This window comes from Pseudomonas sp. stari2, assembly GCF_040760005.1.
Taxonomy (GTDB): Bacteria; Pseudomonadota; Gammaproteobacteria; order Pseudomonadales; family Pseudomonadaceae; genus Aquipseudomonas.
Window position 1 is genome coordinate 1,095,716 of record NZ_CP099760.1, and the last position, 20,936, is coordinate 1,116,651.

Annotated in this window: 18 protein-coding genes and 1 tRNA gene; 16 read left to right on the plus strand and 3 right to left on the minus strand. The window is 53.7% G+C overall.

The window, feature by feature from the left end:
* The first annotated feature begins 147 nt into the window (after positions 1–147).
* The 10 genes from rbfA to NH234_RS04890 all read left to right on the plus strand — a co-directional run bounded on the left by rbfA (position 148) and on the right by NH234_RS04890 (position 8,429).
* On the plus strand, positions 148–546 hold the full coding sequence (rbfA, locus tag NH234_RS04845) for a 30S ribosome-binding factor RbfA (RefSeq protein ID WP_085729550.1): 399 nt from the start codon (positions 148–150) through the stop codon (positions 544–546).
* 4 nt (positions 547–550) lie between these two features.
* Positions 551–1,468, plus strand: a complete 918-nt coding sequence (gene truB, locus NH234_RS04850) for a tRNA pseudouridine(55) synthase TruB (protein WP_007953739.1) — start codon at positions 551–553, stop codon at positions 1,466–1,468.
* Between the two features lie 115 nt (positions 1,469–1,583).
* Complete coding sequence (gene rpsO / locus NH234_RS04855) at positions 1,584–1,853, plus strand: 30S ribosomal protein S15 (RefSeq protein ID WP_085698397.1); 270 nt, start codon at positions 1,584–1,586, stop codon at positions 1,851–1,853.
* A gap of 193 nt (positions 1,854–2,046) precedes the next feature.
* A complete protein-coding gene (gene pnp, locus NH234_RS04860; RefSeq protein WP_007953735.1) occupies positions 2,047–4,152 on the plus strand; it encodes a polyribonucleotide nucleotidyltransferase in 2,106 nt (701 codons plus the stop codon).
* A gap of 130 nt (positions 4,153–4,282) precedes the next feature.
* Positions 4,283–4,358 (plus strand) — tRNA-Thr (locus tag NH234_RS04865).
* Between the two features lie 166 nt (positions 4,359–4,524).
* Positions 4,525–5,742, plus strand: coding sequence for a tyrosine-type recombinase/integrase (locus tag NH234_RS04870; RefSeq protein ID WP_367255764.1), 1,218 nt, complete (start codon positions 4,525–4,527; stop codon positions 5,740–5,742).
* The gene (locus tag NH234_RS04875) at positions 5,739–6,467 is read left to right on the plus strand and encodes a hypothetical protein (protein ID WP_367255766.1); all 729 of its coding nucleotides are present in this window, start codon (positions 5,739–5,741) and stop codon (positions 6,465–6,467) included. The genes NH234_RS04870 and NH234_RS04875 overlap by 4 nt, the downstream gene beginning before the upstream one ends.
* 121 nt (positions 6,468–6,588) lie before the next feature.
* Positions 6,589–6,795 (plus strand): helix-turn-helix transcriptional regulator, encoded by a 207-nt coding sequence (locus NH234_RS04880; protein ID WP_367255768.1) that lies wholly within the window; start codon positions 6,589–6,591, stop codon positions 6,793–6,795.
* Positions 6,796–6,800: 5 nt separating this feature from the next.
* Positions 6,801–7,679 (plus strand): plasmid replication initiator TrfA, encoded by an 879-nt coding sequence (trfA, locus tag NH234_RS04885; protein ID WP_367255770.1) that lies wholly within the window; start codon positions 6,801–6,803, stop codon positions 7,677–7,679.
* Between the two features lie 261 nt (positions 7,680–7,940).
* Positions 7,941–8,429, plus strand: coding sequence for a hypothetical protein (locus NH234_RS04890; protein ID WP_367255771.1), 489 nt, complete (start codon positions 7,941–7,943; stop codon positions 8,427–8,429).
* Between the two features lie 14 nt (positions 8,430–8,443).
* On the opposite strand, the gene NH234_RS04895 is transcribed toward NH234_RS04890, so the two are convergent.
* Genes NH234_RS04895 through NH234_RS04905 form a run of 3 tightly spaced genes read right to left on the minus strand, consistent with a single transcriptional unit; the run spans position 8,444 to position 10,078 of the window.
* Entirely contained in the window at positions 8,444–8,881 is a 438-nt protein-coding gene (locus NH234_RS04895; RefSeq protein WP_367255772.1) for a hypothetical protein, read from the minus strand.
* Positions 8,882–8,916: 35 nt separating this feature from the next.
* Positions 8,917–9,843, minus strand: a complete 927-nt coding sequence (locus NH234_RS04900) for a site-specific integrase (protein WP_367255773.1) — start codon at positions 9,841–9,843, stop codon at positions 8,917–8,919.
* A complete protein-coding gene (locus NH234_RS04905) occupies positions 9,836–10,078 on the minus strand; it encodes a hypothetical protein (RefSeq protein WP_367255775.1) in 243 nt (80 codons plus the stop codon). The genes NH234_RS04900 and NH234_RS04905 overlap by 8 nt, the downstream gene beginning before the upstream one ends.
* Positions 10,079–11,032: 954 nt before the next feature.
* On the opposite strand from NH234_RS04905, the gene NH234_RS04910 reads away from it, so the two are divergent.
* The 6 genes from NH234_RS04910 (at position 11,033) to NH234_RS04935 (ending at position 20,886) form a co-directional block, all read left to right on the plus strand.
* Positions 11,033–12,892, plus strand: a complete 1,860-nt coding sequence (locus NH234_RS04910) for a hypothetical protein (protein WP_367255777.1) — start codon at positions 11,033–11,035, stop codon at positions 12,890–12,892.
* 921 nt (positions 12,893–13,813) lie between these two features.
* Positions 13,814–14,332 (plus strand): hypothetical protein, encoded by a 519-nt coding sequence (locus NH234_RS04915; RefSeq protein WP_367255779.1) that lies wholly within the window; start codon positions 13,814–13,816, stop codon positions 14,330–14,332.
* 878 nt (positions 14,333–15,210) lie between these two features.
* Positions 15,211–16,338, plus strand: a complete 1,128-nt coding sequence (locus tag NH234_RS04920; protein ID WP_367255781.1) for an AAA family ATPase — start codon at positions 15,211–15,213, stop codon at positions 16,336–16,338.
* Positions 16,338–18,563, plus strand: coding sequence for a S8 family peptidase (locus NH234_RS04925; RefSeq protein WP_367255783.1), 2,226 nt, complete (start codon positions 16,338–16,340; stop codon positions 18,561–18,563). Before NH234_RS04920 ends, NH234_RS04925 begins: the two co-directional genes overlap by 1 nt.
* A 271-nt stretch (positions 18,564–18,834) precedes the next feature.
* Positions 18,835–19,143 carry a hypothetical protein gene (locus NH234_RS04930; RefSeq protein ID WP_367255785.1) on the plus strand — a complete coding sequence of 103 codons (309 nt, stop codon included), beginning with the start codon at positions 18,835–18,837 and terminating at the stop codon, positions 19,141–19,143.
* A gap of 309 nt (positions 19,144–19,452) precedes the next feature.
* Positions 19,453–20,886 carry a hypothetical protein gene (locus tag NH234_RS04935; protein WP_367255787.1) on the plus strand — a complete coding sequence of 478 codons (1,434 nt, stop codon included), beginning with the start codon at positions 19,453–19,455 and terminating at the stop codon, positions 20,884–20,886.
* The last annotated feature ends 50 nt before the right edge of the window (positions 20,887–20,936 follow it).

Here is a 20,936-nt window from a genome sequence, read left to right on the forward strand (position 1 = left end):
AGGGCCACGTCGGACCGTCGCATGAAAATGCGCGGTACGGCGTCAGGACTCTAAACGCAACGCCCGGTCTGGCTTTTTGTCAGGCCGGGCGTTTGCCGCTTTCAGACCTTGCGGGTTTCACCGCGGGGCAGTAACAGGTAACAAATCATGGCAAAAGAATACAGCCGTACCCAACGTATCGGCGATCAGATGCAGCGCGAGCTGGCCCAACTGATCCGTCGTGAAGTCAAAGATCCGCGTGTCGGCCTGGTCACCATTACCGCTGTCGATGTCAGTCGTGACGTGGGTCACGCGAAGATCTTCATCACCGTGATGGGGCAGGACAACGCTGAAGACATCGCGCAAAGCATCAAGGTGCTCAATGCTGCCGCCGGTTTCCTGCGCATGCAGCTGGCCCGTGAAATGAAGCTGCGCAGCGTGCCTCAATTGCATTTCCACTACGACGAAAGTGTCGCCCGTGGTGCGCACCTGTCGGCTCTGATCGAGCGCGCGGTGGCCGAAGACAGTCAGCACGAAGCTGCTGCACCCGAAGACACCAAGGAGTAACTCGGTGGCTCAGGTCAAACGTATCCGTCGTAACGTCAGCGGCATCATCCTGCTCGACAAGCCGCTGGGGTTCACTTCCAACGCCGCGTTGCAGAAGGTTCGCTGGCTACTCAATGCCGAGAAGGCCGGCCACACCGGCAGTCTCGACCCGCTGGCCACCGGCGTTCTGCCGTTGTGCTTTGGCGAGGCGACCAAGTTCTCGCAGTATCTGCTCGATTCCGACAAGGGTTACGAAACCCTGGCGCAACTGGGCAAGACCACCACCACGGCAGACGCCGAAGGCGAGGTTTTGCAGGAGCGTCCGGTGACCGTTGGTCAGGCCGACATTGAAGCGGTCCTGCCGAAATTTCGCGGGCAAATCAGTCAGATACCGCCGATGTACTCGGCTCTCAAGCGTGATGGGCAGCCGCTGTACAAGCTGGCCCGTGCAGGCGAAGTAGTGGAGCGCGAACCGCGTTCTGTTACTATTGCGCGCTTGGAATTGCTGGCCTTCGAAGGCGATACTGCGCGTCTTGCGGTGGATTGCAGCAAGGGCACCTATATTCGTACCCTGGTGGAGGATATCGGTGAGCAACTCGGTTGTGGTGCGTACGTCGCTGAACTGCGTCGTACCCAGGCCGGGCCTTTCACCCTGGCGCAGACCGTGACCCTCGAAGAGCTGGAAGCGGTACATGCCGAAGGCGGCAACGAAGCGGTCGACCGCTTCCTGATGCCATCGGACAGCGGCCTGCAGGATTGGCCACTGCTGCAGTTCTCGGAAGCGAGCGCGTTCTACTGGCTCAACGGCCAGCCGGTACGTGCCCCGGATGCTCCGAAGTTCGGCATGGTGCGGGTACAGGATCATAACGGTCGCTTCATCGGTATCGGTGAAGTGAGCGAAGACGGGCGCATCGCGCCGCGTCGACTGATTCGGTCAGAATGACCGAACGAGTGTGGCTGTTAACAGGCACGGTCACTACTCATTTATAGATACAGGGATTTGTCCCTGGCCTGTTGAAACCGTTTTTGTAACGGTTTCCTGATAAAAGGATTGCCTCATGGCTCTCGACGTTCAAGAAAAAGCCCAAATCGTAGCTGACTATCAGCAAGCTGTTGGTGACACTGGTTCGCCAGAAGTGCAAGTCGCACTGCTGACCGCCAACATCAACAAACTGCAAGGTCACTTCAAGGCCAACGGTAAAGACCACCACTCCCGTCGTGGTCTGATCCGCATGGTTAACCAGCGTCGCAAGCTGCTGGACTACCTGAAAGGCAAGGACCTGAGCCGTTACAGCGCTCTGATCGCTCGCCTGGGTCTGCGTCGCTAATCAGCGATTGCGCTAGAGGTTGGTTGTCTGTCGTGCGTCAACGGGTTTCCCGCTGGCGCATGGCAGGCTCCCAGCCTCAAGTTTTATCTGAACTACCGTTTTACCCGGACAATCAGCGGGCCGATTCCCGACGTTGCCCAAGAATTTCGCAAGAAACCAGTTCCCCCAAGAGCCACAAAGAAGGTAGGACACCGTGAACCCGGTAATCAAAAAATTCCAGTTCGGTCAGTCGACCGTTACCCTCGAGACTGGCCGTATCGCCCGTCAGGCCTCCGGCGCAGTATTGGTCACCGTTGACGACGACGTCAGCGTATTGGTGACCGTAGTCGGAGCCAAGCAAGCCGATCCGGGCAAGGGCTTCTTCCCTCTGTCCGTTCACTATCAGGAAAAGACTTACGCTGCCGGCAAGATCCCTGGCGGTTTCTTCAAGCGTGAGGGCCGTCCTTCCGAGAAAGAAACCCTGACTTCCCGACTGATCGACCGTCCGATCCGTCCGCTGTTCCCAGAAGGCTTCATGAACGAAGTGCAGGTTGTCTGCACCGTCGTTTCCACCAGCAAGAAGACCGATCCGGACATCGCTGCGATGATCGGTACCTCGGCTGCCTTGGCGATTTCCGGCATTCCGTTCGACGGCCCGATCGGCGCCGCGCGCGTTGCTTTCCACGAAAGCACCGGCTACCTGCTGAACCCGACTTACGAGCAGCAGGCTGCCTCGAGCCTGGACATGGTCGTTGCCGGTACTTCTGACGCCGTGCTGATGGTTGAATCGGAAGCCAAAGAGCTGACCGAAGACCAGATGCTGGGCGCGGTACTGTTTGCTCACGACGAGTTCCAGGTCGTGATCAACGCAGTCAAAGAACTGGCTGCCGAAGCGGCGAAGCCAACCTGGACCTGGGCACCGGCTCCAGAAGCCACCGAGCTGCTGGCTGCCATCCGCTCCGAGTTCGGCGAAGCGATCTCCCAGGCTTACACCATCACCATCAAGGCCGACCGCTATGCGCGTCTGGGCGAGCTGCGTGACCAGGTGGTTGCCAAGTTGTCCGGCGAAGAAGGCCAGCCTTCGGCTTCCGACGTCAAAGCTGCATTCGGCGAAATCGAATACCGCACCGTTCGCGAAAACATCGTTAACGGCAAGCCACGTATCGACGGTCGCGACACCCGCACCGTACGTCCGCTGAACATCGAAGTCGGCGTTCTGCCGAAGACCCACGGTTCGGCACTGTTCACCCGTGGCGAAACCCAGGCTCTGGTAGTCGCGACTCTGGGCACCGCCCGTGACGCACAGCTGCTGGACACCCTGGAAGGCGAGAAAAAAGACCCGTTCATGCTGCACTACAACTTCCCTCCGTTCTCGGTGGGCGAGTGTGGTCGCATGGGTGGCGCCGGTCGTCGCGAAATCGGTCACGGCCGTCTGGCCCGTCGTTCGGTTTCGGCGATGCTGCCTGCTGCCGACGTGTTCCCGTACACCATCCGTGTAGTTTCGGAAATCACCGAATCCAACGGTTCGAGCTCGATGGCTTCCGTGTGCGGCGCTTCCCTGGCTCTGATGGACGCTGGTGTTCCGATGAAGGCACCGGTTGCCGGTATCGCCATGGGTCTGGTTAAAGAAGGCGAGAAATTTGCCGTCCTGACCGACATCCTGGGTGACGAAGACCACCTGGGCGACATGGACTTCAAAGTGGCCGGTACCGCCAAAGGTGTTACCGCGCTGCAGATGGACATCAAGATCAAGGGCATCACCGAAGAGATCATGGAAATCGCTCTGGGCCAGGCCCTGGAAGCGCGCCTGAACATCCTCGGCCAGATGAACCAGATCATCGGCCAGTCGCGTACCGAGCTGTCGGCCAACGCTCCGACCATGATCGCGATGAAGATCGACACCGACAAGATCCGTGACGTTATCGGTAAAGGCGGCGCGACCATCCGTGCGATCTGCGAAGAAACCAAGGCTTCGATCGACATTGAAGACGACGGTTCGATCAAGATCTTCGGCGAAACCAAGGAAGCGGCTGAAGCAGCACGTCAGCGCGTTCTGGGTATCACCGCAGAAGCCGAGATCGGCAAGATCTACGTCGGCAAGGTTGAGCGCATCGTCGACTTCGGCGCATTCGTCAACATCCTGCCGGGCAAGGACGGCCTGGTTCATATCTCGATGCTGAGCGACGCTCGCGTAGAGAAAGTGACCGACATCCTGAAAGAAGGTCAGGAAGTGGAAGTGCTGGTACTGGACGTGGACAACCGTGGCCGTATCAAACTGTCCATCAAAGACGTGGCAGCGGCCAAGGCTTCGGGCGTTTAATCACCCCGCCGCTTTAGCACAATAAAAATGCCCCGCCGTGAAAACGGCGGGGCATTTTTTTTGTCTGCGAAATATCGAGTCATTCTACGAAGTTGCCGACCTTCAATACCGGTGCTAGGTTTAGCCCACCGCCCGTGTAGCTCAGCCGGTAGAGCAGCGCACTCGTAACGCGAAGGTCGCAGGTTCGATTCCTGTCTCGGGCACCACTCAATAGATTCATGCAGTGCCAAGCAGTAGCATGAGTCCACTTATAAGCCCGCTTAGTGCGGGCTTTTCGTTTCATGCGGTGCCATCCAGTGTCATGCGAGCGCTTGTCTTTTGAGTACCTCTGCGAGTACCTTAGGTCTGTTCAATAATCTATGGGTACTCGGCATGCCTTTGACGGCTTTGCAGGTTAAGAATGCTGTGCCTCGTGAGAGAGACTATGGCCTCGCCGATGGCGGTGGCCTATTTCTCTGGGTTCGCGTGGCGGGCGGCAAGTCCTGGCGCTTTCGCTTCCGTCTGGATGGCAAGCAATCTCACGTGTCCCTTGGCACAGTCAGCAACGTAACCCTTGCACAGGCGCGGCAGCTTGCCTTCGAGTCTCGCCAGCTTGTGGCACAGGGGCGACATCCTGGGCTTGAACGGAAGGTTGCGCGAGCCCAGGCGGCAATTTCACGAGCAAATACGTTCAAGAGCCTCGCTCTTGAGTGGCATCTCCACAAGTCGCCTCGTTGGTCGGCAGGCTATACCGCTGACGTTCTGGAAGCTTTCGAGCTGGATGTCTTTCCCCAAGTGGGCAATTTTCCATTGGCTGAAATCAAGCCGATGCAATGGTTGCAGGTTTTTCGTCGCATAGAATCACGAGGTGCATTGGAGAAGCTGCGCAAGGTTCGGCAGCGCTGCCAAGAGGTCTACCGTTTCGCAATTGCCACCGGCCGTGTTGAGTACAACCCCATCGCAGATATTGGAGGGGCGCTTCAAACCCCAACGTCTCGACACTACCCCTTCTTGCCCATCGCAGAGCTACCCGACTTGATACATAGCTTTCAGGCATGTCCTGGGCACGATGTGGTGAAAATCGCTACCCGCCTGCTCATTCTGACAGGGGTACGAACTGCTGAGTTGAGGGGCGCTCCTTGGTCTGAATTCGATCTTGATAGAGAGCTATGGGTAATCCCCGCTGTGCGAATGAAGATGCGCCGCGCTCATTCCGTGCCTTTGCCTAAACAGGCAGTGGCTGCATTGCGTGAGTTAGAAGACATTACTGGCGGCTATACCCTCGCATTCCCTGGCCGAAACGATCCAGCGAAGCCCATGAGCGAGGCTGCCATAAACCAGCTACTCAAGCGCTCTGGCTACGACGGTCGTGCTACAGGGCACGGGTTCCGCCATACGATGTCGACTACTTTGCATGAACAAGGATATCGCAGCGAATGGGTCGAAACTCAGTTGGCACATGTGGATAAAAACAGTATTCGCGGCACATACAATCACGCCCAGTATTTGGAAGGGCGTCGTGAGATGCTCCAATGGTATGCCGATCATCTGGATTCATTATTATTGAATAGGTTCGTCGTTTCCACTGCATCGGTGGAGAGAAACATATGACTGATGAGCTGATCCGTTTATGTGATCTTCTACCTATGTACTCTAATTATCATGGGGTCAGCTTGCCTGAGGCTGCATTTGGTCTCTACGAGCTTATGGATGAAGCTTTTCTTGCGTATATAGGTCGCTCTGAAGAGCTGCTTCCCGAACGGCTATTTTGGGTTGGTAGGGTCGGTTCACCAGAACCATCTGCCAGAGGTTATGTTTTAGGTCATGAAGGATTGCTTAAATACTTTAAAGGATTGTGTGACTCATCTGATGGTATTCAATCTATTAACTGTTTTTGTCACGCGGAATATGAGTACACTAACGTTCCCGCTAGCATTGTATACTCCTCGAAGGAGGCTCTCAGTGAATGGTTAAAAAATGCAGGAGTTTCAGATCATCCGTTTGTTTTGGATGCTGGGGCGAATTCGAGAGAATATGGTGGGAGCGGTGCTGTTAGCTCTAAGGAGCTTAATTCAATTAGCTTAATTGTTAATGGATTAGTTGAGCTGATTAAAGAGGTTGACAAGGCCCATACGGTCCAGGGGCTTGATGCTGCTGCTCAGATGCGAGCTGATGCTATCAAGCGTCGTGCTTTAGGCGTTCGTTCGGTACGCAAGAATTTTAACCCATGCATGGCAATTCTATCGTTGGCCGATGCTGCCCAAGTCGAGATGCCGAAAAGTCACAAGACCCTTGGGAAGTTCATGAAAGGCCATAGTCAAAGTGATATGGATTAGCGTCCGTGATTTTTGAGAGTTTCCGGCATTTCCGTGAAAAACCGGCAATTGCCACGACTCGCTGTCACAGGTGCCATTAAATCCCTAGCCATCCAATCCGGTTCCAAGGAGACCCGTCCAGATGGCTAGTCAACCTGTCTCACCTCTATTGCTTCGCCTACCTGGGGTCTGTGCTCTGGTAGGGCTTAGCAAATCTCAGATCTACCGGTTGATCCGAGCCGGCGATTTTCCTCCAGGCGTTTCCCTTGGTGCGAACTCTGTGGCTTGGCCTGCCGAGCAAGTACATGCCTGGGTGGCACAGAAGATCAGTGCATCCATTCCTCAGTGATGACTGTGAATAGAACACTTACGAGCCTCCTGGCTCGAATTGAGGAAAATCAAAAGCGTTCTCTTGCTACGCCACAAGAGGTCAAAGTCGAGGATGAGGTTCATTTATTACCGAACTGGTCCGACTCGGTACGTCGTGTTCCTAACGTCGCTCTACGTTCAGCGCTATTTGGTGCAATTGGAAAAGGACATCGGCCATATGTTGAACAAATGGAAATTAATGCCCTTGGGGGTATCGGTATTGTTTATACAGGTGCACTACTTGATCAGGGTGATCTAGATGTGTGGGAGACGGTGTTGCACCTAGCGCGAATGCAGGAATTGGGTACGGAGTGCAGGGTAACCGCGTATCGGCTGTTGAAGATTCTTGGTAAAACAGATACGGGGAAAAACCGAAAGATTTTAGACAAGCATATTAGTAGGCTCAAGGCTACAGCGTTGCAGATTAAGGTGGGGGAGCATTCATATGAGGGGAGCTTTATTCATGAAGTCTATCGTGCTAAAGACGAGCGAAGTGAACGTATATACGCCATTCGATTGAATCCAAAGCTTCATGTGCTGTTTAATGGCAGTCAGTATACTAATGTGAACTGGTCTGTTCGCCAGGCGCTACATGGAAAGCCGCTTGCTCAATGGGTGCACGGATTTTATTCATCGCATGCAAAGTCTTATGATTACAAAGTTGAGACCCTACACCAATTATGCGGGAGTCGTGCGAAGTCTTTATCTGACTTCAAAAAAGATTTGCGCCGCTCCCTTGAAGCTGTAGCGCGTGCAAGTACCGCAGAGGGGCAGCCATTTAGCTATCTTTTGGAAGGAAATCTGGTGCAAGTTAAAACTACCCCAAGCGCTTCTCAGCAGCGCCATCTGGCGAAGAAGCGCTAATACCGTTCCAGCCCCCCTATTTTTGCCGTTCCAGCGCCCCCGACCTTGCCGTTCCAACACCCTAGGCTACCGTTCCAAGACCCCGGCGATGCCGTCCCAGCACCCATGATGTACCGTTCTAGCACTCCTTGAGTTCGACTGTGAAATCGCGCTCTAGCCCAGCAAGGGTAAGGGATGCAGCGATTTTTACTGAGTACACTAATCTGTTATTAATCAATTCTAATCACTGCCGTTTCGGTTGAATCCATGAGGTTTTCAAGGATGAACCACGAACCATTGCCTAGCACTTGGGTTATCGAGGAGGCGCGAACGTTTATGAGAGCTGCTCAGATACTGGAGCAAAGGGCTACTGATGACCGCGATCTGAATCTGTTCTGGCCAGCCGTTATGAATTCGGCGCTCGCCTGTGAGCTATTTCTGAAATCGTGCTTGGTGGAGGCTGACCCCCGACATCCGAGAACTGAGCATGACCCCGAAGGGCATTTGCGGCTCGCTGTGCGGATGCCTGGAAATGGTCATGGCCTGGCCGATCTGTACAACGTCATTTCGCCTGAGCTGACCAATCGACTATGCGAAGTATCAGAGCGTATAGCGCCAGATTTCCCCCTAGAAAAATGGATTAAAACAGCCTCGAAGCTATTCGTCGGAACTCGATATCCGTACGAAGCGAACTCCGTCCAAAGCGTGGATTTGGAGGTGTTGAAGCTTGCTCCGCATTTAGATTGCGTGCTGTCGGAAATGACGTGCTGAACCCTGAATTGGGCCTATAACAGGGTATGAAAACTGCGAGTGCGCTCGACTTTAAGAGCATGTCTGACGGCAGAAGCTGTTTCGTCGCCCCCAAGAGCCCAAGAGTCCATCAATGCGGTGACTTGATCCAGCCGGTCCTGCATCAATCGGACCTGTTCTTGGTCTCTGTAGGCGGCTCTCAATGCTACGTCGCGGTCTTGGTCAGAAATGGCAAGGACGTCACGCAGGCTTTCGACTTCTTCATCGTGCCGCTTTGTGATTTCAGAGATATGGCCATGGTGGTGCAGCTCTGTCTCTTTGAGCGCGTCGCTGTGTTCCTTGAGCAGAGCTTTATGCCGCTCGACACTGGCGTTGAGGGTGGCTTTGAGCCGCGCTCTAGATTTTTTGCTTTCCAAGAGCATCACTGCCAAGACACCAATCACAATCACTGATACGCCGATCACGAAGAGCAAGCTGCTGCTGATCCACGTAGGGTCGATGTTTATTCTCAACGCAGATAGACCTCTGTAATTTCCGGCCGGAAGTGGCCCATTTCCTGTGAAACCACCGCCAGAGCCTGTTTTCGCGTTAAGTGGCGTTGCAATGTCGCCATGCGCTCTTGGGCGTAGGTATGCCGCAGTCCATGTGCGCCGTTCGACCAGCCGAGCGCTCCTTTGGAGGCTGCACTAACACTTTTGCTCCAGGGCTGACCGCCGCCAATCCCGTAAAACTGTTGGTAGTTGATTCCTCGATCTTTAACGATTCGTGGCTCTGCCAACCGTGTTCTTTCCAACCGTTGGGCTAGGGGAATCGGAATACGTACTTCGCGGATTAGCCCGCCCTTGCCGTGGACGGTATAGCTGATAGTCGTCTCGCGAATTCCTGAAAACTTCATTCCGTGCGCCGGACGTTGATCCGGCACACGTTGGTGCGTTCTGCGAAGGCCGAGTAACTCATGAGCACGAAGGCCGGCGGAGTGCGCAATCTCTGTCGCCAGTGCGTTATGCGGAGCTTGGCGAGCTGCAATCAATGTCATTTGCTCGCGGTTGTATGCTCTTGCCTGATCAGCAAGCCTGCGACCCAAAGTGGGATGGTTTGTCGTTCCCATGCGACTTGTCGCGGTGCTCCTGATTACCTCCAGGGTTTGTCTTGGTGGTAGCTGATGAGTGACATGCTGCATCATGGCTTGGAGGGCTTGGCGCTCCATGTCCAAGGTTTTCTGACCAACGACCGTTGCACGTTGCTGGAGGTATTCAAGAGCACGGGCAGGTGTCATTTCACGGAGGCTGCCTAGTCGATGCTCTTGAAGGTAACTGGTAATGCGCACCAAACGTTGCTCATAGTTGCGAACGGTGCCGACTGAGCGGATGTGGGTGCCTTGGAGGCTTTTCATCACGGACGCGGCTTGTTTCGCAGGCTTGGCAAACTTAGCCACTCTGGCGATTCCGATGTAGCCATCGGTGCACTGTCGAGCGTTGGATCTTGATGCCTTTCTCCGCTATCCAGCGTTGCAGTTCGCTGCCATTGCAACCTGCTGAATCAAGCTGCAACAGCTCGTACTTGTAGTTATCCAGCAATGAGCGACGTTGGGCATAGGTTCGGGGTTTTCTCCGAATCCTAGATTCGGCCTTGAGGCGTGCAGTAATGCTCTGCGCATCGAATTCGCTCATGGGATTCTCTCTATCAGATGTAAGAACTCCTGACCGTTGCCGGTTCAGCGACACACCATCCGTAGATGGTTCGTTGTGTGCCTGTTCGCCCCCCTTTGCATCAGACGCAGGCGGGGACTGTTCACGCCTACTCGGAGTCTCCGAGTGAGTTCCTGAATGTCCGCTCAGGTTCGGTTGCCATTGGGTCTGGCTGACCATGCTGGGTGGTCTTCTCTCCTTAAGTGATTGGTCGTTGATGGTCCCGACACGTAGTCGGCGTTAGGGCGGGCACACACGCGATGACGCAGGTGTGGCCGATGGGCTACTGCCCGCGATGACGCAGGCCGAGCCCCCTGCCACTGTCCCAACCCATGAATCACACGGGTAACGAGACTGCCGGGCAGTGCGGTTTGGTTCCTGATCAGCTTACGAAAATGGGGATGGGCAGACAACGCAATGTCGCTGCGTTGTATTTGTTGCGTCAAATCGGAATGGTCGAGTGTGCCCGCTATGTAGAGCGCCATTTAGGCGCGTTACATAGCGGGCACAGAGGCGCCGAAAAGTGAGGCGGTAGTAACTACATCGGGTTGAGTGGAGACGCAAGAAGGGGGGCGATAGGCTGGAGGTTGTTCAGCCTTATTGCCGGAGAGATGTGAGCATGAAACTGAGGAGTTTTCTGGATTCAATGTACCTGCGGATGCCTCTTGCCACAAAGTGGGTAGGCAGGGCAGGGATTATCCTCGGGCCAATTCTAGGCCTGCTGCACTTGGTCACTGCGGCGGTTATGCGGCGATACGGTCAGTATGTTGTGGAGCAGTATGATGCCGTTCAGCGTACCGGCAATCTGTTAGCAGCACCGGCGGCCCAGTATTTCATCCTGCTCGGTTTCGCACTGTGTCTACTCTGGTTGGGGTTGTGGGCGGTCAGGATTGGTTTGGCCCTGCGTAGCTGGATGATTCGGCGGCGGATAGTCTAATGAGTGTCGCGACGGCTGAGGATTTTGCCGGGTTCAACTGGGTGTTCGGGCTGTGGGAAAACGTCGCACTGACGATCATGACCGCTACCGAACCATTATTCGTAGCACTCAATGAAACGAGCACTGAACTAATCGCAGTAGTTGGCTTTGGCTGGTTGTTGCTGGTTGTGCTGCGTCTCGGTGAGGGGGCAGGCCGTACATTCTTTGCAGGAATCTTAATTTTCCTGGTTCTGGCGTACGGCATGAGACCGGAAACTGTCACGCTTCCGAGTGGTGCTTCAGTGCAAATGATCGAGGTCCAAGCGGTTCCGCTTAAAATTGTCATGGCGATACATGTGATGTACCGGCAGGCATTCGATCAGGTTTTGAGCGACCAAACAGTGGCCGGCACAATTGTCCCGGCGCAGTCTGCAATCGACAATATGGTTGGGCGCTCAGCGGATGTGTTTGCGGGTAGCGATCTGGCCCGACTGATCAGGGATTACAACGCCAGTTGTGCCCCGGCACCTGCTGAGCTCGCAGGGCCTGAGCATGCAGCTAAGGTAGAAGCATTACATGCCATTGGCCTGCTGGGCGGCGGGGGACTCGGCATTCCGGATAAAGAAGTCGGTCTCATTGCGCAGGCACGTACGGGCCTTGGCGGTGCGTGGACGTACGTGTTTGGTTCCGCTGAGGAAAATGGCGGTTGGGGGGCCTATCTGCTGGGCGGGGGAGCTGCCCGGACTGGTTTGGAACATGTTCTCGACCAGAGAGCCATCCAGTCACGCCGAGAAGCGGGTATACGAGCGTTAGAATCTGCTGGCCCGTTCATGGGGAGCAGCTATGCATTGCCAACTCAGGCGCACTGGGCCGCAAGGCTTGCAGGTCAATCGGAAGCTACGCCGTCCTATTTACCGATCAGCAAAATACCCAATCAGAAATCGACAATCGTCGGAGAAGACCAGGGGATCATGTTTCGGCCGTCCAGCTGTGTCGAGGCTTACCAGATCGCGCAGATGGGAGCAGAGCAGGCCTATCAAGCGCTGCGCGAATCAGGTGAGGTCATCGCAGGTGGGCAGCGAGTCAGTGCGGAGGTCGGAGCCGTCAGTACTGCGGTGGCGTGGCAACGATTCATGACTCGTTCTCTAGAGAGAACGACAGACCTATCGCATGAGAACAGCGAGGTCGCCGGGGGAATCTTGGCCGCTGCTCAGATGTTCAAAAATTTCAGTGGCTGGCTGGATCTACAAACGCTCCTGCCGGGATATGTCATCATGTCGGCTTGGTTATTTTGGATTGTCTTGATCCTTGCCCCGCTTTTCCTGCTGCTGGCGCCTCTGCGGGGAGGTAAGATACTCGTCAATTGGCTATCCCTACTTCTTTTGCCGGTCATCGCGGTTATGACCGCCCAGATGATCACCGTTGCGATCTCACAAACCATGGCCGCTGTAGCTGTAGCGCAGGCAGGAGCTGCGAGTGGATGGACTGGAGTTGGGGCTGATTACGATGGGCTTCGTGGATTGATGTCAGCCGTAGCTGCCGTATCGCTTGGCCTCTCCACTTGGATCACTTCGAGTATGCTTGGTGTTTCGTTGGGAGGGCTGGCGGGCAGCCTGTCAGGCGCCGTGGCTACAGCCAGCGATGCGGGTCGCTTCGCTATGAAAGCGGTTGGCGTCGCCATGTTGGGGGCTCGGTTGGCGGGGATAGGTGCTGCGGCTTCATCAGGGCGTGGAGGTGGTTCAAGCCCTCAGAAAGGCGCTGGAGCATCTCCATCGGTCCCTCGGTCTGCCGATCCGGTAGGTCCTAGCTCGATTCCACCACCCCGGCCCAGTAGTCAAGGTGCGGGGAGATCGCTAAACCCTCCGAAACCTAAAAATTAGAGTTTGGGCAGGAGGGGCGGCGTTGACCGCCCTGGTGCAGATGATGACGCCACGATCAGTGGGGCCCATCTACACAAGCCCCCCCCATTCCGCAGGCGGCACTCGCGCTGCCTGCATGCCGCCCCATGAAATCTCCGGTTTCGTACCGCTCCGGTATCTGGCCGCACTGCTCCACCATTGGCATGCCAGTGAGTCACCTTTAGGCTGCCCGTCAAAAGTCCCACGAAACCTAGCGCTACCATCGGTATGTCTTCGTGCCAACTAATGGCGTCACCGCCGCACCAGTGACAGACCGTTTGCTATCACAGGCAGGCCGCTGGGGTTCATCTTCATACCCTGTCGCGCCTTGTTATCTCCCTGGCGCACCACGGGGCTTCTCAAGAAATGACTACGGCATCCCCAATTCCCAGCGGGGGAACTGAGCATTTTTTTCTAGAGCGCCATGACACGCCCTGAGGTGGAGGTAACTTCAGTTTCAAATGAGGCTGGAGGTTGGTATGAAGCAGTTTTTGGTCACAGTTGTATGTGCCGGGGCGGGGTTTTGGCTGGGGGCTCACCGTTTGGTTCCTCTATGGTTGATCGTCGCTCTGGCATTGCTAGGTGCGGGGTTGTGGAGCGTGGCCGAGTGGATTGAGCGTCGAGAAGCGAACGGCGAGCGGAAACCATGATGCACGCCGATCTCCAGGAGCTTGTGGTGTTATCTGCAATGTTTCCCTCCTGGTCGTGGAGGCAGGCGACAGGGCGTCGGGTCATTGTGGCCTCGGAGGGCTCCATCATTCGCCTTTACTGGATGCCGGCGCTTTTATGTCTGGACGAATTCCGCTGCCAGCTATTTGTGCAGCAACTCAATGCTGTGGGCGTATCCCGTAGCTTTGGCGAGGGGTGAATGGAATGGCACATTGTTATCAAGGAGCGTGCTGAGTGAAGAAATGGAAACTGGCGTTACTGGCGATGGTAACTGCGTCAATAACTGGATGCTGGCAGGGGGATTACGCGTTCGAAGGGAAGTATTTCGCTACTGAGGGAGAGGAATGCACGACGCCCTCCAGCGTCATGGACCGGGAGCAATACTTTCTGGAGATAACGAAGCAGATACACAACGGCACTGCACTTTATTCGGCCAAGTTTCCAATTGCTTCGCGGGCAGGAGCCCCGATTGCCACCGCTCAAAGCGTCTCTGCAACGGACGATGATGAGCTCACCTTCAATTTCACCAAGCCAGAGGTGTCGGGGACATTTTCAGGAAGCCCGGCAGTGGATATCGTCATCACTGTCATTCCCAACAAGAGCAAGGAAGGTCATCTTTGGCTCAAAAAGGCAGAGCTCACAAGCGTTCGGAGTGGAAAGGTCAGCGAAGCTGATCTTCTTGCGAACCTGAGAAGAGCCACAACTATCGGGGAGACAGGCGCCTGCTTGAGGAAAGGTAGCGATACTCACTGACGATGGGCGCCACGTTACTGTGAGCTGGTGAGTGCGTTTTGGTGTTCCCTTCCCGCGATGGCACCTAACGGTGCGCCATTTGCTTCATCGGGTCGTTGACTTCGACCTGCTTACCTATCACAAGATGCTGAAGGCAGAGGATGAGCTGGCCTTACGGATGAAGGACGCTCTGAACACTAGAAGCCCTCCGACATGCTCTGTGTTTGGAGGGCTAACAGCCTACAGCGAATCAATCACCTGGCTTGTGCTTGTGAATAGGCAGAGTCGGGTGCTTCTTATCGTTAGGCGGATTTACGTGCCGCCTGCGGTCGTCGTTACCGTCTTCGCGCTTTGGTTTCGGAGCTGGTTTGATATCAGTAAACATGTGTACTCCTGTAAGCAACATGGATGAGAGGCTACGAAAAGGTAGCACATGGCCATGCGTCCGCCTTGATTCTGTGGGAGCGGCGGGATGCGAGCTGCGATGCCCTTTATTGTGACTCGATGACTTTGTGATACGTATCAACAACCCTACGCTTTCGTGCGTATGCATTCTGAAGCGGCCACTTGTGGAGCCCTGAAAGCTCGATCTGGCGGCCAACTTTTCGCTGTAAGGCGAGTGCGTTGTATAGAAGCGTGGCGATCTCAAAGCTGGGCGACTAATTTTCTGGTGGAGGAGAGCGATGCCGTCAGGAGCGCTACAGGACAGGGGTGTTTGCCTGCGGTCAGAGCGGTTTCGCTCAAGCTAGTGGCTACGGCCTGATAGAGCGGTGCACTGTGCATCCATACAGAAAAAATCACCTCGTTCGTCGCTACTCCCTTGTACCTACGCAGTCGCGATGGGATAATGAGCTCTAGTCCACCTTCAAGTGCTTTAAAATCAGGGGTTTACGAAAAAAATGGACGAGTTCCGCGACGTCATCACAAAATTAGTCCAGATTGCTAAGGTCGGTGCGCTGGGCGATGGCGAGAAGGTGCGAATTCAAGCTTTGCGCTTGGTGCGAAGCCTTCGAGAAGCGGGAAGTCCTATAGCTGAGCTCATCCAGAATGAGGTTTTTTCCCAGCGGTTTGACCAGTCTGCGGCTAGTGCGATACGCCGCGTAAAGGATTCTGGTCTGACATCCCCCGTACCGGCTGATAATGAAACAAATAGTGAGCTTCTTAACGTCGAAGACCCAGTAACTCTTCCGAACGGCTTTGTCAGCTCGGAGGAAATCAAGGGTCCGTTAAATCTGATAATCTCAGAGCGAAAGAATACTAAGCGGCTCATCGAAGCCGGTATAATGCCCACGAGCAAGATTTTATTTACCGGTCCACCTGGTGTTGGAAAGACTGTTTGTGCAAAGTATTTAGCTCAGAAGCTGAAGGTGCCTTTGTTAACGCTGGATTTGGCGACCGTAGTAAGTAGTTATCTAGGTAAGACGGGGAATAATATAAAGCGATCCCTTGAGTATGCGCGCTCGCGTCCGTGTGTCCTATTGCTTGATGAGCTTGATGCGTTTGCCAAAAAACGGGACGATCATTCAGATGTTGGTGAAACTAAGCGGCTAGTTACCGTTCTGCTTCAAGAGCTAGATCAGTGGCAAGGGAATAACTTGTTAGTGGCTGCCACAAATCATTACCACCTCCTTGACCCTGCTGTGCAGCGGAGGTTTGATCAGGTTGTAGAGTTTAAGCGACCTAGTACAGAGGATCTGATGCGGGTCGGAGGTGTATTGACAACAGGAAGTGGTTTGCCGAAAGATTGGTTGTATTTCGTGTCTGTGCTCATGCAGGATACTTCCTATAGTGACTTCCAGAGAGAGATAAACAATCTGCGGAAGGCTCAGTTACTAGAGGGTGAAGTTGGCGCTACCAATTTTTTGAAAATGCTGTTAGAACGGCAGTGCCCTGATGATCGTGCACAGCGGAAGCAATTGGCATTGCTGTTGGTGACCAAGGGGAAGGCGTCACAGCGAATGGCCAGCAAAATTACCGGCGTTTCAAGAGATACACTTAGATCAGCATTGTCAGCAGGAGCTAAATAATGGCCGAGAAAGAACGATTTCTATTTGGACGCGGGGAAAAGCTGGCAGATCATGTGCCATTTAAATCTGGTTTTGGAGAACCAGTGCCGCCCTACACGCTGGATGAGCAGGTTGAACGCATAGGGCACATGCTAGATGATGTTATAAATGACATCGCTGTGACTCCCAAGGATGCCTTAGCTGATGGCAAAGCTGTGACTTCTGTCACTCTTCATCCCCAATACATAGCTCGCTCCGGATTTCCTGTTTCTTTGTTGGCTGCTTACTCTTTAAGGTTGATTGGTAGTAAGCCTAGCAAAAGCAAACCAAAAGCAGGGCGGGGAAGCGAAAAAGATGAGGGTATAGCTTCTACTGTTCTCTATGTTGCAGGGGAGCCTGAGTCTTTCCAAGCGTTCAAGGAGTCGTTATCGGGGCTTGATGAAGAAAGCAATGTTTCAAGTGATCTTGTGAAGATTGAAAGCTTGGAGCTTCTTAAACCCGAAGATAGGCTACTGGGTGATTTTGACCAAGATACAAATAAATTAGAGGTAATCGTACATTTCGATAGTGCGATTGATATCGATTGGGAAGCAGACTTTCAAAGATATGCTTCAAAGAGTAAAGTCAAGCTGGATATGTCCCGATCATACCAGAGTCGAGGCTTGCTTTTTTTAAGTGCGGAGGGTACAGAGGCATCGGTGCAGCAACTGGCAAAGTTCTCTTTCATTAGAGCTATTCGAAAAATGCCTGTGCTCCGAACGGTGAGTCGCCCACAGATGCTGCGCAGTACTGGGAATGGTCGCTTCTCAATTCCTGCTGAAAAAGCTCTCGATGAAACGTTCAAGGTCGCAGTTTTTGACGGTGGCTTACCTGGAAACCATCCCTTTGGATTGTGGGCAAAAAATATCGAGCCCAGTGGATCATTTCGTATCGGCGCTCCTGTGCCCGCTTACTTGGAGCATGGACAAGCGGTAACCTCCGCTCTGCTTTTTGGCAATATTCAGCCAGGGGGGTTGGAACGACCTTACGCGGAAGTAGATCATTATCGGGTGCTCGGTGACGAGCTCACAGATGGTAGCTTGTATGAGGTAATGCTATATATTGACAACATTTTATCCCAGTCGAATTATCCTATTATCTCTTTCAGTATAGGGCCTGCGCAAATTGCAGGGGATGATGAAGTTACTGCTTGGACATCGATGCTGGATGATCATCTTGGGGATGGAGATATTCTCGCCGCTGTCGCAGTTGGGAATTATGGTGATGAAGCTTGGCCAGACAGTCGAATTCAGGTTCCGAGCGACTCCGTCAACGCTTTAGCCATTGGTGCAAGCAATGGCCATCATGAAGGATGGGTTAGAGCCGCATACAGTTCTATCGGCCCGGGGCGAAGCCCAGGTCTAGTAAAACCTGACCTTGTATCCTTTGGAGGAGTTGAGGAGGATAAGTTTAAGTTTATTTTCCCTGGTCCATCTATTGCAGAGGACTGTGGTACTAGCTTTGCCACGCCAGCCGTAGTAAGGCAGGCAGCGGGGCTTAGAGCTTACTTTGGAAACTCCTTAACGACCCCTGCTATTAGGGCTCTTCTTATCCACTCGGCGTTAAATCCTGGGCATCCAGTTGAGGAGGTCGGGTGGGGTATAGCTGAGCCTGATATTCGTAGAATCACTGTTTGCCAAGATGGCGAGGTGAAAATTTTATTTACTGGGAAACTTGAGCCTGGGAAAGTTCTTCGAGCGCCAATCCCGCTGCCCGATGACGGGCTCAAGGGTGATGTAACTATCAAAGCTACTTTCTGCTATACTTGCACTACTGATCCGCATACTCCTGGTGAATATACAAGGGCTGGTCTTGATGTGAAGTTTAGGCCGCATCATAAAAAATTTGACCCGAAGCAGAAGAAGAAAGACGCTCGCTTCCCTGCGACAGCTGCTTTTTTTGGTCGTCACACTAAGAGCAATGAGCAGGAGCTTAGAACTGACGCCCATAAATGGGATACGGTTCGAAGCGCCTCCGTCACAAAAAGATCATCGTCACTTTCGGAGCCGGTCTTCGATATTCACTATATAGCTCGGGAGCCAGGAAGCAGTGTCTCTCCTCGCCGAGCACCTAAGCTAACCTATGCTCTGGTGGTAACTATATCATCCAAAAAAACACCCGATCTTTATGAGAAAATTCAAGCAAAATATAGTGCGCTAGTAGCTATTACGCCGCGCGTACAAATCCCGATTGCGATAAGTGTTTAAAAGGCATTGGTATGCTTAATGAATTAGATCGTGTGATCTGTGCCCTTGACGATAAAAAGTATAAGTGGCGAACTATTTCTGGGCTCTCAAAGGCCACAGGTATTTCGCCTAATAGGATCAAACAGCTTATCAGCGAAAATAGTGGGCTGATAATGCAGTCTTCCGCTTTAAGCCCAGCAGGTGAGCCTCTATTCACAACTAGAAGCAAACACAACAAAGAGGCTAGCGCTTGGGCAAGAATCGGGTCGGCATTAAGGAATAGGGCTGATTGATGGATCAAATCTTTTCGACGCCGGTATTATTGGCAGCTGCAAGTGCGCTCATAATAAAGCTTTTGGAGCTGGCAGAAGTCCACAAACTGCCCCCTACCCAAAGGCCAAATTTGAAGGATATTTGGTACTGGGTGCCGCATTTTATCTTGCCGCTTGCTGGAGGCTTTCTTGTGTACCTCCATCAACAGTCCGGTGGAACCATTAATGCACTGCTTGCCATGAATATCGGCATCACGGCTCCACTAGTCTTCAGATCGGCTGCGGAACGGCTCACTCCCAAGGTGATCGATCCAGGGGCAGGTGCGTGATTGTCCTCGAGGTGGTTAATGCAATAGTAAATGTTTGGAAGCCTTCTCAGCCCTGCACGCGCATCCAGATGCATTGGCCGTCATGCTCTGATTCGAGCCCTTTCGTTCCTGTTCCAGCTTCTGCCGATCGACTTGTGCAATGCCAACCAGTGCCATGAACGCTTAAGAAGCCCGCCTCGTGCGGGCTTTTTATGCAATGTCCCTTGGACCGGAGCGGATAGATAAGGGAAAAATCGTACGCGAAGCCTGCGAAGTGTGATGAGTATGCCTATAGTTCAGAACGCTAAACGTACGGAATGGACTGAATCGATGAGCACTGTCATAACTACCCAAGGCTTAAACAGCCTTATCGATCCGCAGGCTCAGCGCCTTGTGGATTTTCTGCGCGACGTTGGCCTACCTCACGAAAATATTATGGCCGAACCGTCCGAGCGGTCGATCATTGCAAGCAATCTTCCCGGTTACCTGCAATCTTTGCCGGCTGAGGTAAAGCGCGACGCCCGCTACCTATCTAAGTTTGTGATAGGCGCCGGCTCTGGCCTTTTCGACTATGCGCTGAATGCGATCTGGAACGAGGTCGTCATCGACCTTCGCAAGAAGGCAGCACTCTACGGTCTTGATATTTTTTTCGATGCTGCCGTTGGCGGGAGCAAGACACGCGAGTTTTACAGGACTGGAGATGATCTCGCTGCTCTCAAGGATGCGGTGCTTCTGGATACCTGCCGGAAGTTGGAGCTGATCTCCGACACCACCTACAAGAAGCTCAAGCACATTTTGGATATGCGGAACGACATCGGCATATCCCACCCTACGAACTACAACATAAATGCATTCGAGCTGATGGGGTGGTTGCAGACGTGCGTGCAAGACGTATTGCACGATCGTCCAACAGAGGCGGCCCTTCAAGTTCAAGCGTTTATCGCAAACCTCAAGGGGCATACGGCTCCAATCGACCAGGCCACGAGGCAGACCATTGAGCGCCGCTTCACGGAGCTGCCTAGCCATCTGTGCGGAAACTTGCTACGAACTGTGTTTGGCATCTACGTAGCCCCGGACACTGATCCAGGTGTACGCAAGAATATCGCAACCTTGGTGCCTGCGCTTTGGAACACATGTCCTGACGAACCACGATATCGACTTGGGATCGTCTTGGAGGGCTACAACACCAATCTATACAAGGACAAATACGCGCTCGGTGACCAGTTCTTTGCACTGGTGGGGGGCAATGCCTACCGCTCCGCCTCCGAGCGCCTTGTCATCGTAGATACGCTGATCACGGAGCTACTAGACAAGCACAACGGCTGGGATAACTTTCATCACGAAGCTCCTGTAGCAGCCAATTTGTGGTCGTACGTGCCAGATCAAAACTCGATCTTCGACAATCTCGCGGCACGCCTTTTCAAGACGGTCCTGCTCTGCCGTATCGGCCGGGGTGTGTCCTATAACGATGGCGTCTCGCCTGGTGGCAAGCGCTATTACGATGCGATTCTGAACCTTGCCGGTGATAAGTTCGCGCCGCACATCATGGCGGCGTTCACTCACTACGAGATTTCGGGTCAGCTCGGCCGCTCGATCTGTCGAACCCAAGCCAAGCAGGCATTAGAAGCCGCCCGCACAAATGTCATCAACCAGCGGCTGATCGAGTGCATGACTTATCTTATCGACAACATCGACGCTAACCCCGGCTGCGCGACTTCTACCGATTTCAAGCGGCTATCAGCCGACTACATACGCTGGAATTGACGGAGATCTTGTCAGCTTTCGCAAACGCAGGGAGGAATAGCATGAGTACC

What these genes read in the sequence shown, in the direction of transcription:
- NH234_RS04890 (WP_367255771.1), top strand. Translation starts at nt 7,941, where the DNA reads ATGAACCACGAACCATTGCCTAGCACTTGGGTTATCGAGGAGGCGCGA.
- rbfA (WP_085729550.1), top strand. Translation starts at nt 148, where the DNA reads ATGGCAAAAGAATACAGCCGTACCCAACGTATCGGCGATCAGATGCAG.
- NH234_RS04910 (WP_367255777.1), top strand. Translation starts at nt 11,033, where the DNA reads ATGAGTGTCGCGACGGCTGAGGATTTTGCCGGGTTCAACTGGGTGTTC.
- NH234_RS04880 (WP_367255768.1), top strand. Translation starts at nt 6,589, where the DNA reads ATGGCTAGTCAACCTGTCTCACCTCTATTGCTTCGCCTACCTGGGGTC.
- NH234_RS04920 (WP_367255781.1), top strand. Translation starts at nt 15,211, where the DNA reads ATGGACGAGTTCCGCGACGTCATCACAAAATTAGTCCAGATTGCTAAG.
- NH234_RS04925 (WP_367255783.1), top strand. Translation starts at nt 16,338, where the DNA reads ATGGCCGAGAAAGAACGATTTCTATTTGGACGCGGGGAAAAGCTGGCA.
- NH234_RS04875 (WP_367255766.1), top strand. Translation starts at nt 5,739, where the DNA reads ATGACTGATGAGCTGATCCGTTTATGTGATCTTCTACCTATGTACTCT.
- rpsO (WP_085698397.1), top strand. Translation starts at nt 1,584, where the DNA reads ATGGCTCTCGACGTTCAAGAAAAAGCCCAAATCGTAGCTGACTATCAG.
- NH234_RS04930 (WP_367255785.1), top strand. Translation starts at nt 18,835, where the DNA reads ATGGATCAAATCTTTTCGACGCCGGTATTATTGGCAGCTGCAAGTGCG.
- NH234_RS04870 (WP_367255764.1), top strand. Translation starts at nt 4,525, where the DNA reads ATGCCTTTGACGGCTTTGCAGGTTAAGAATGCTGTGCCTCGTGAGAGA.
- NH234_RS04905 (WP_367255775.1), bottom strand. Translation starts at nt 10,078, where the DNA reads ATGAGCGAATTCGATGCGCAGAGCATTACTGCACGCCTCAAGGCCGAA.
- NH234_RS04935 (WP_367255787.1), top strand. Translation starts at nt 19,453, where the DNA reads ATGAGCACTGTCATAACTACCCAAGGCTTAAACAGCCTTATCGATCCG.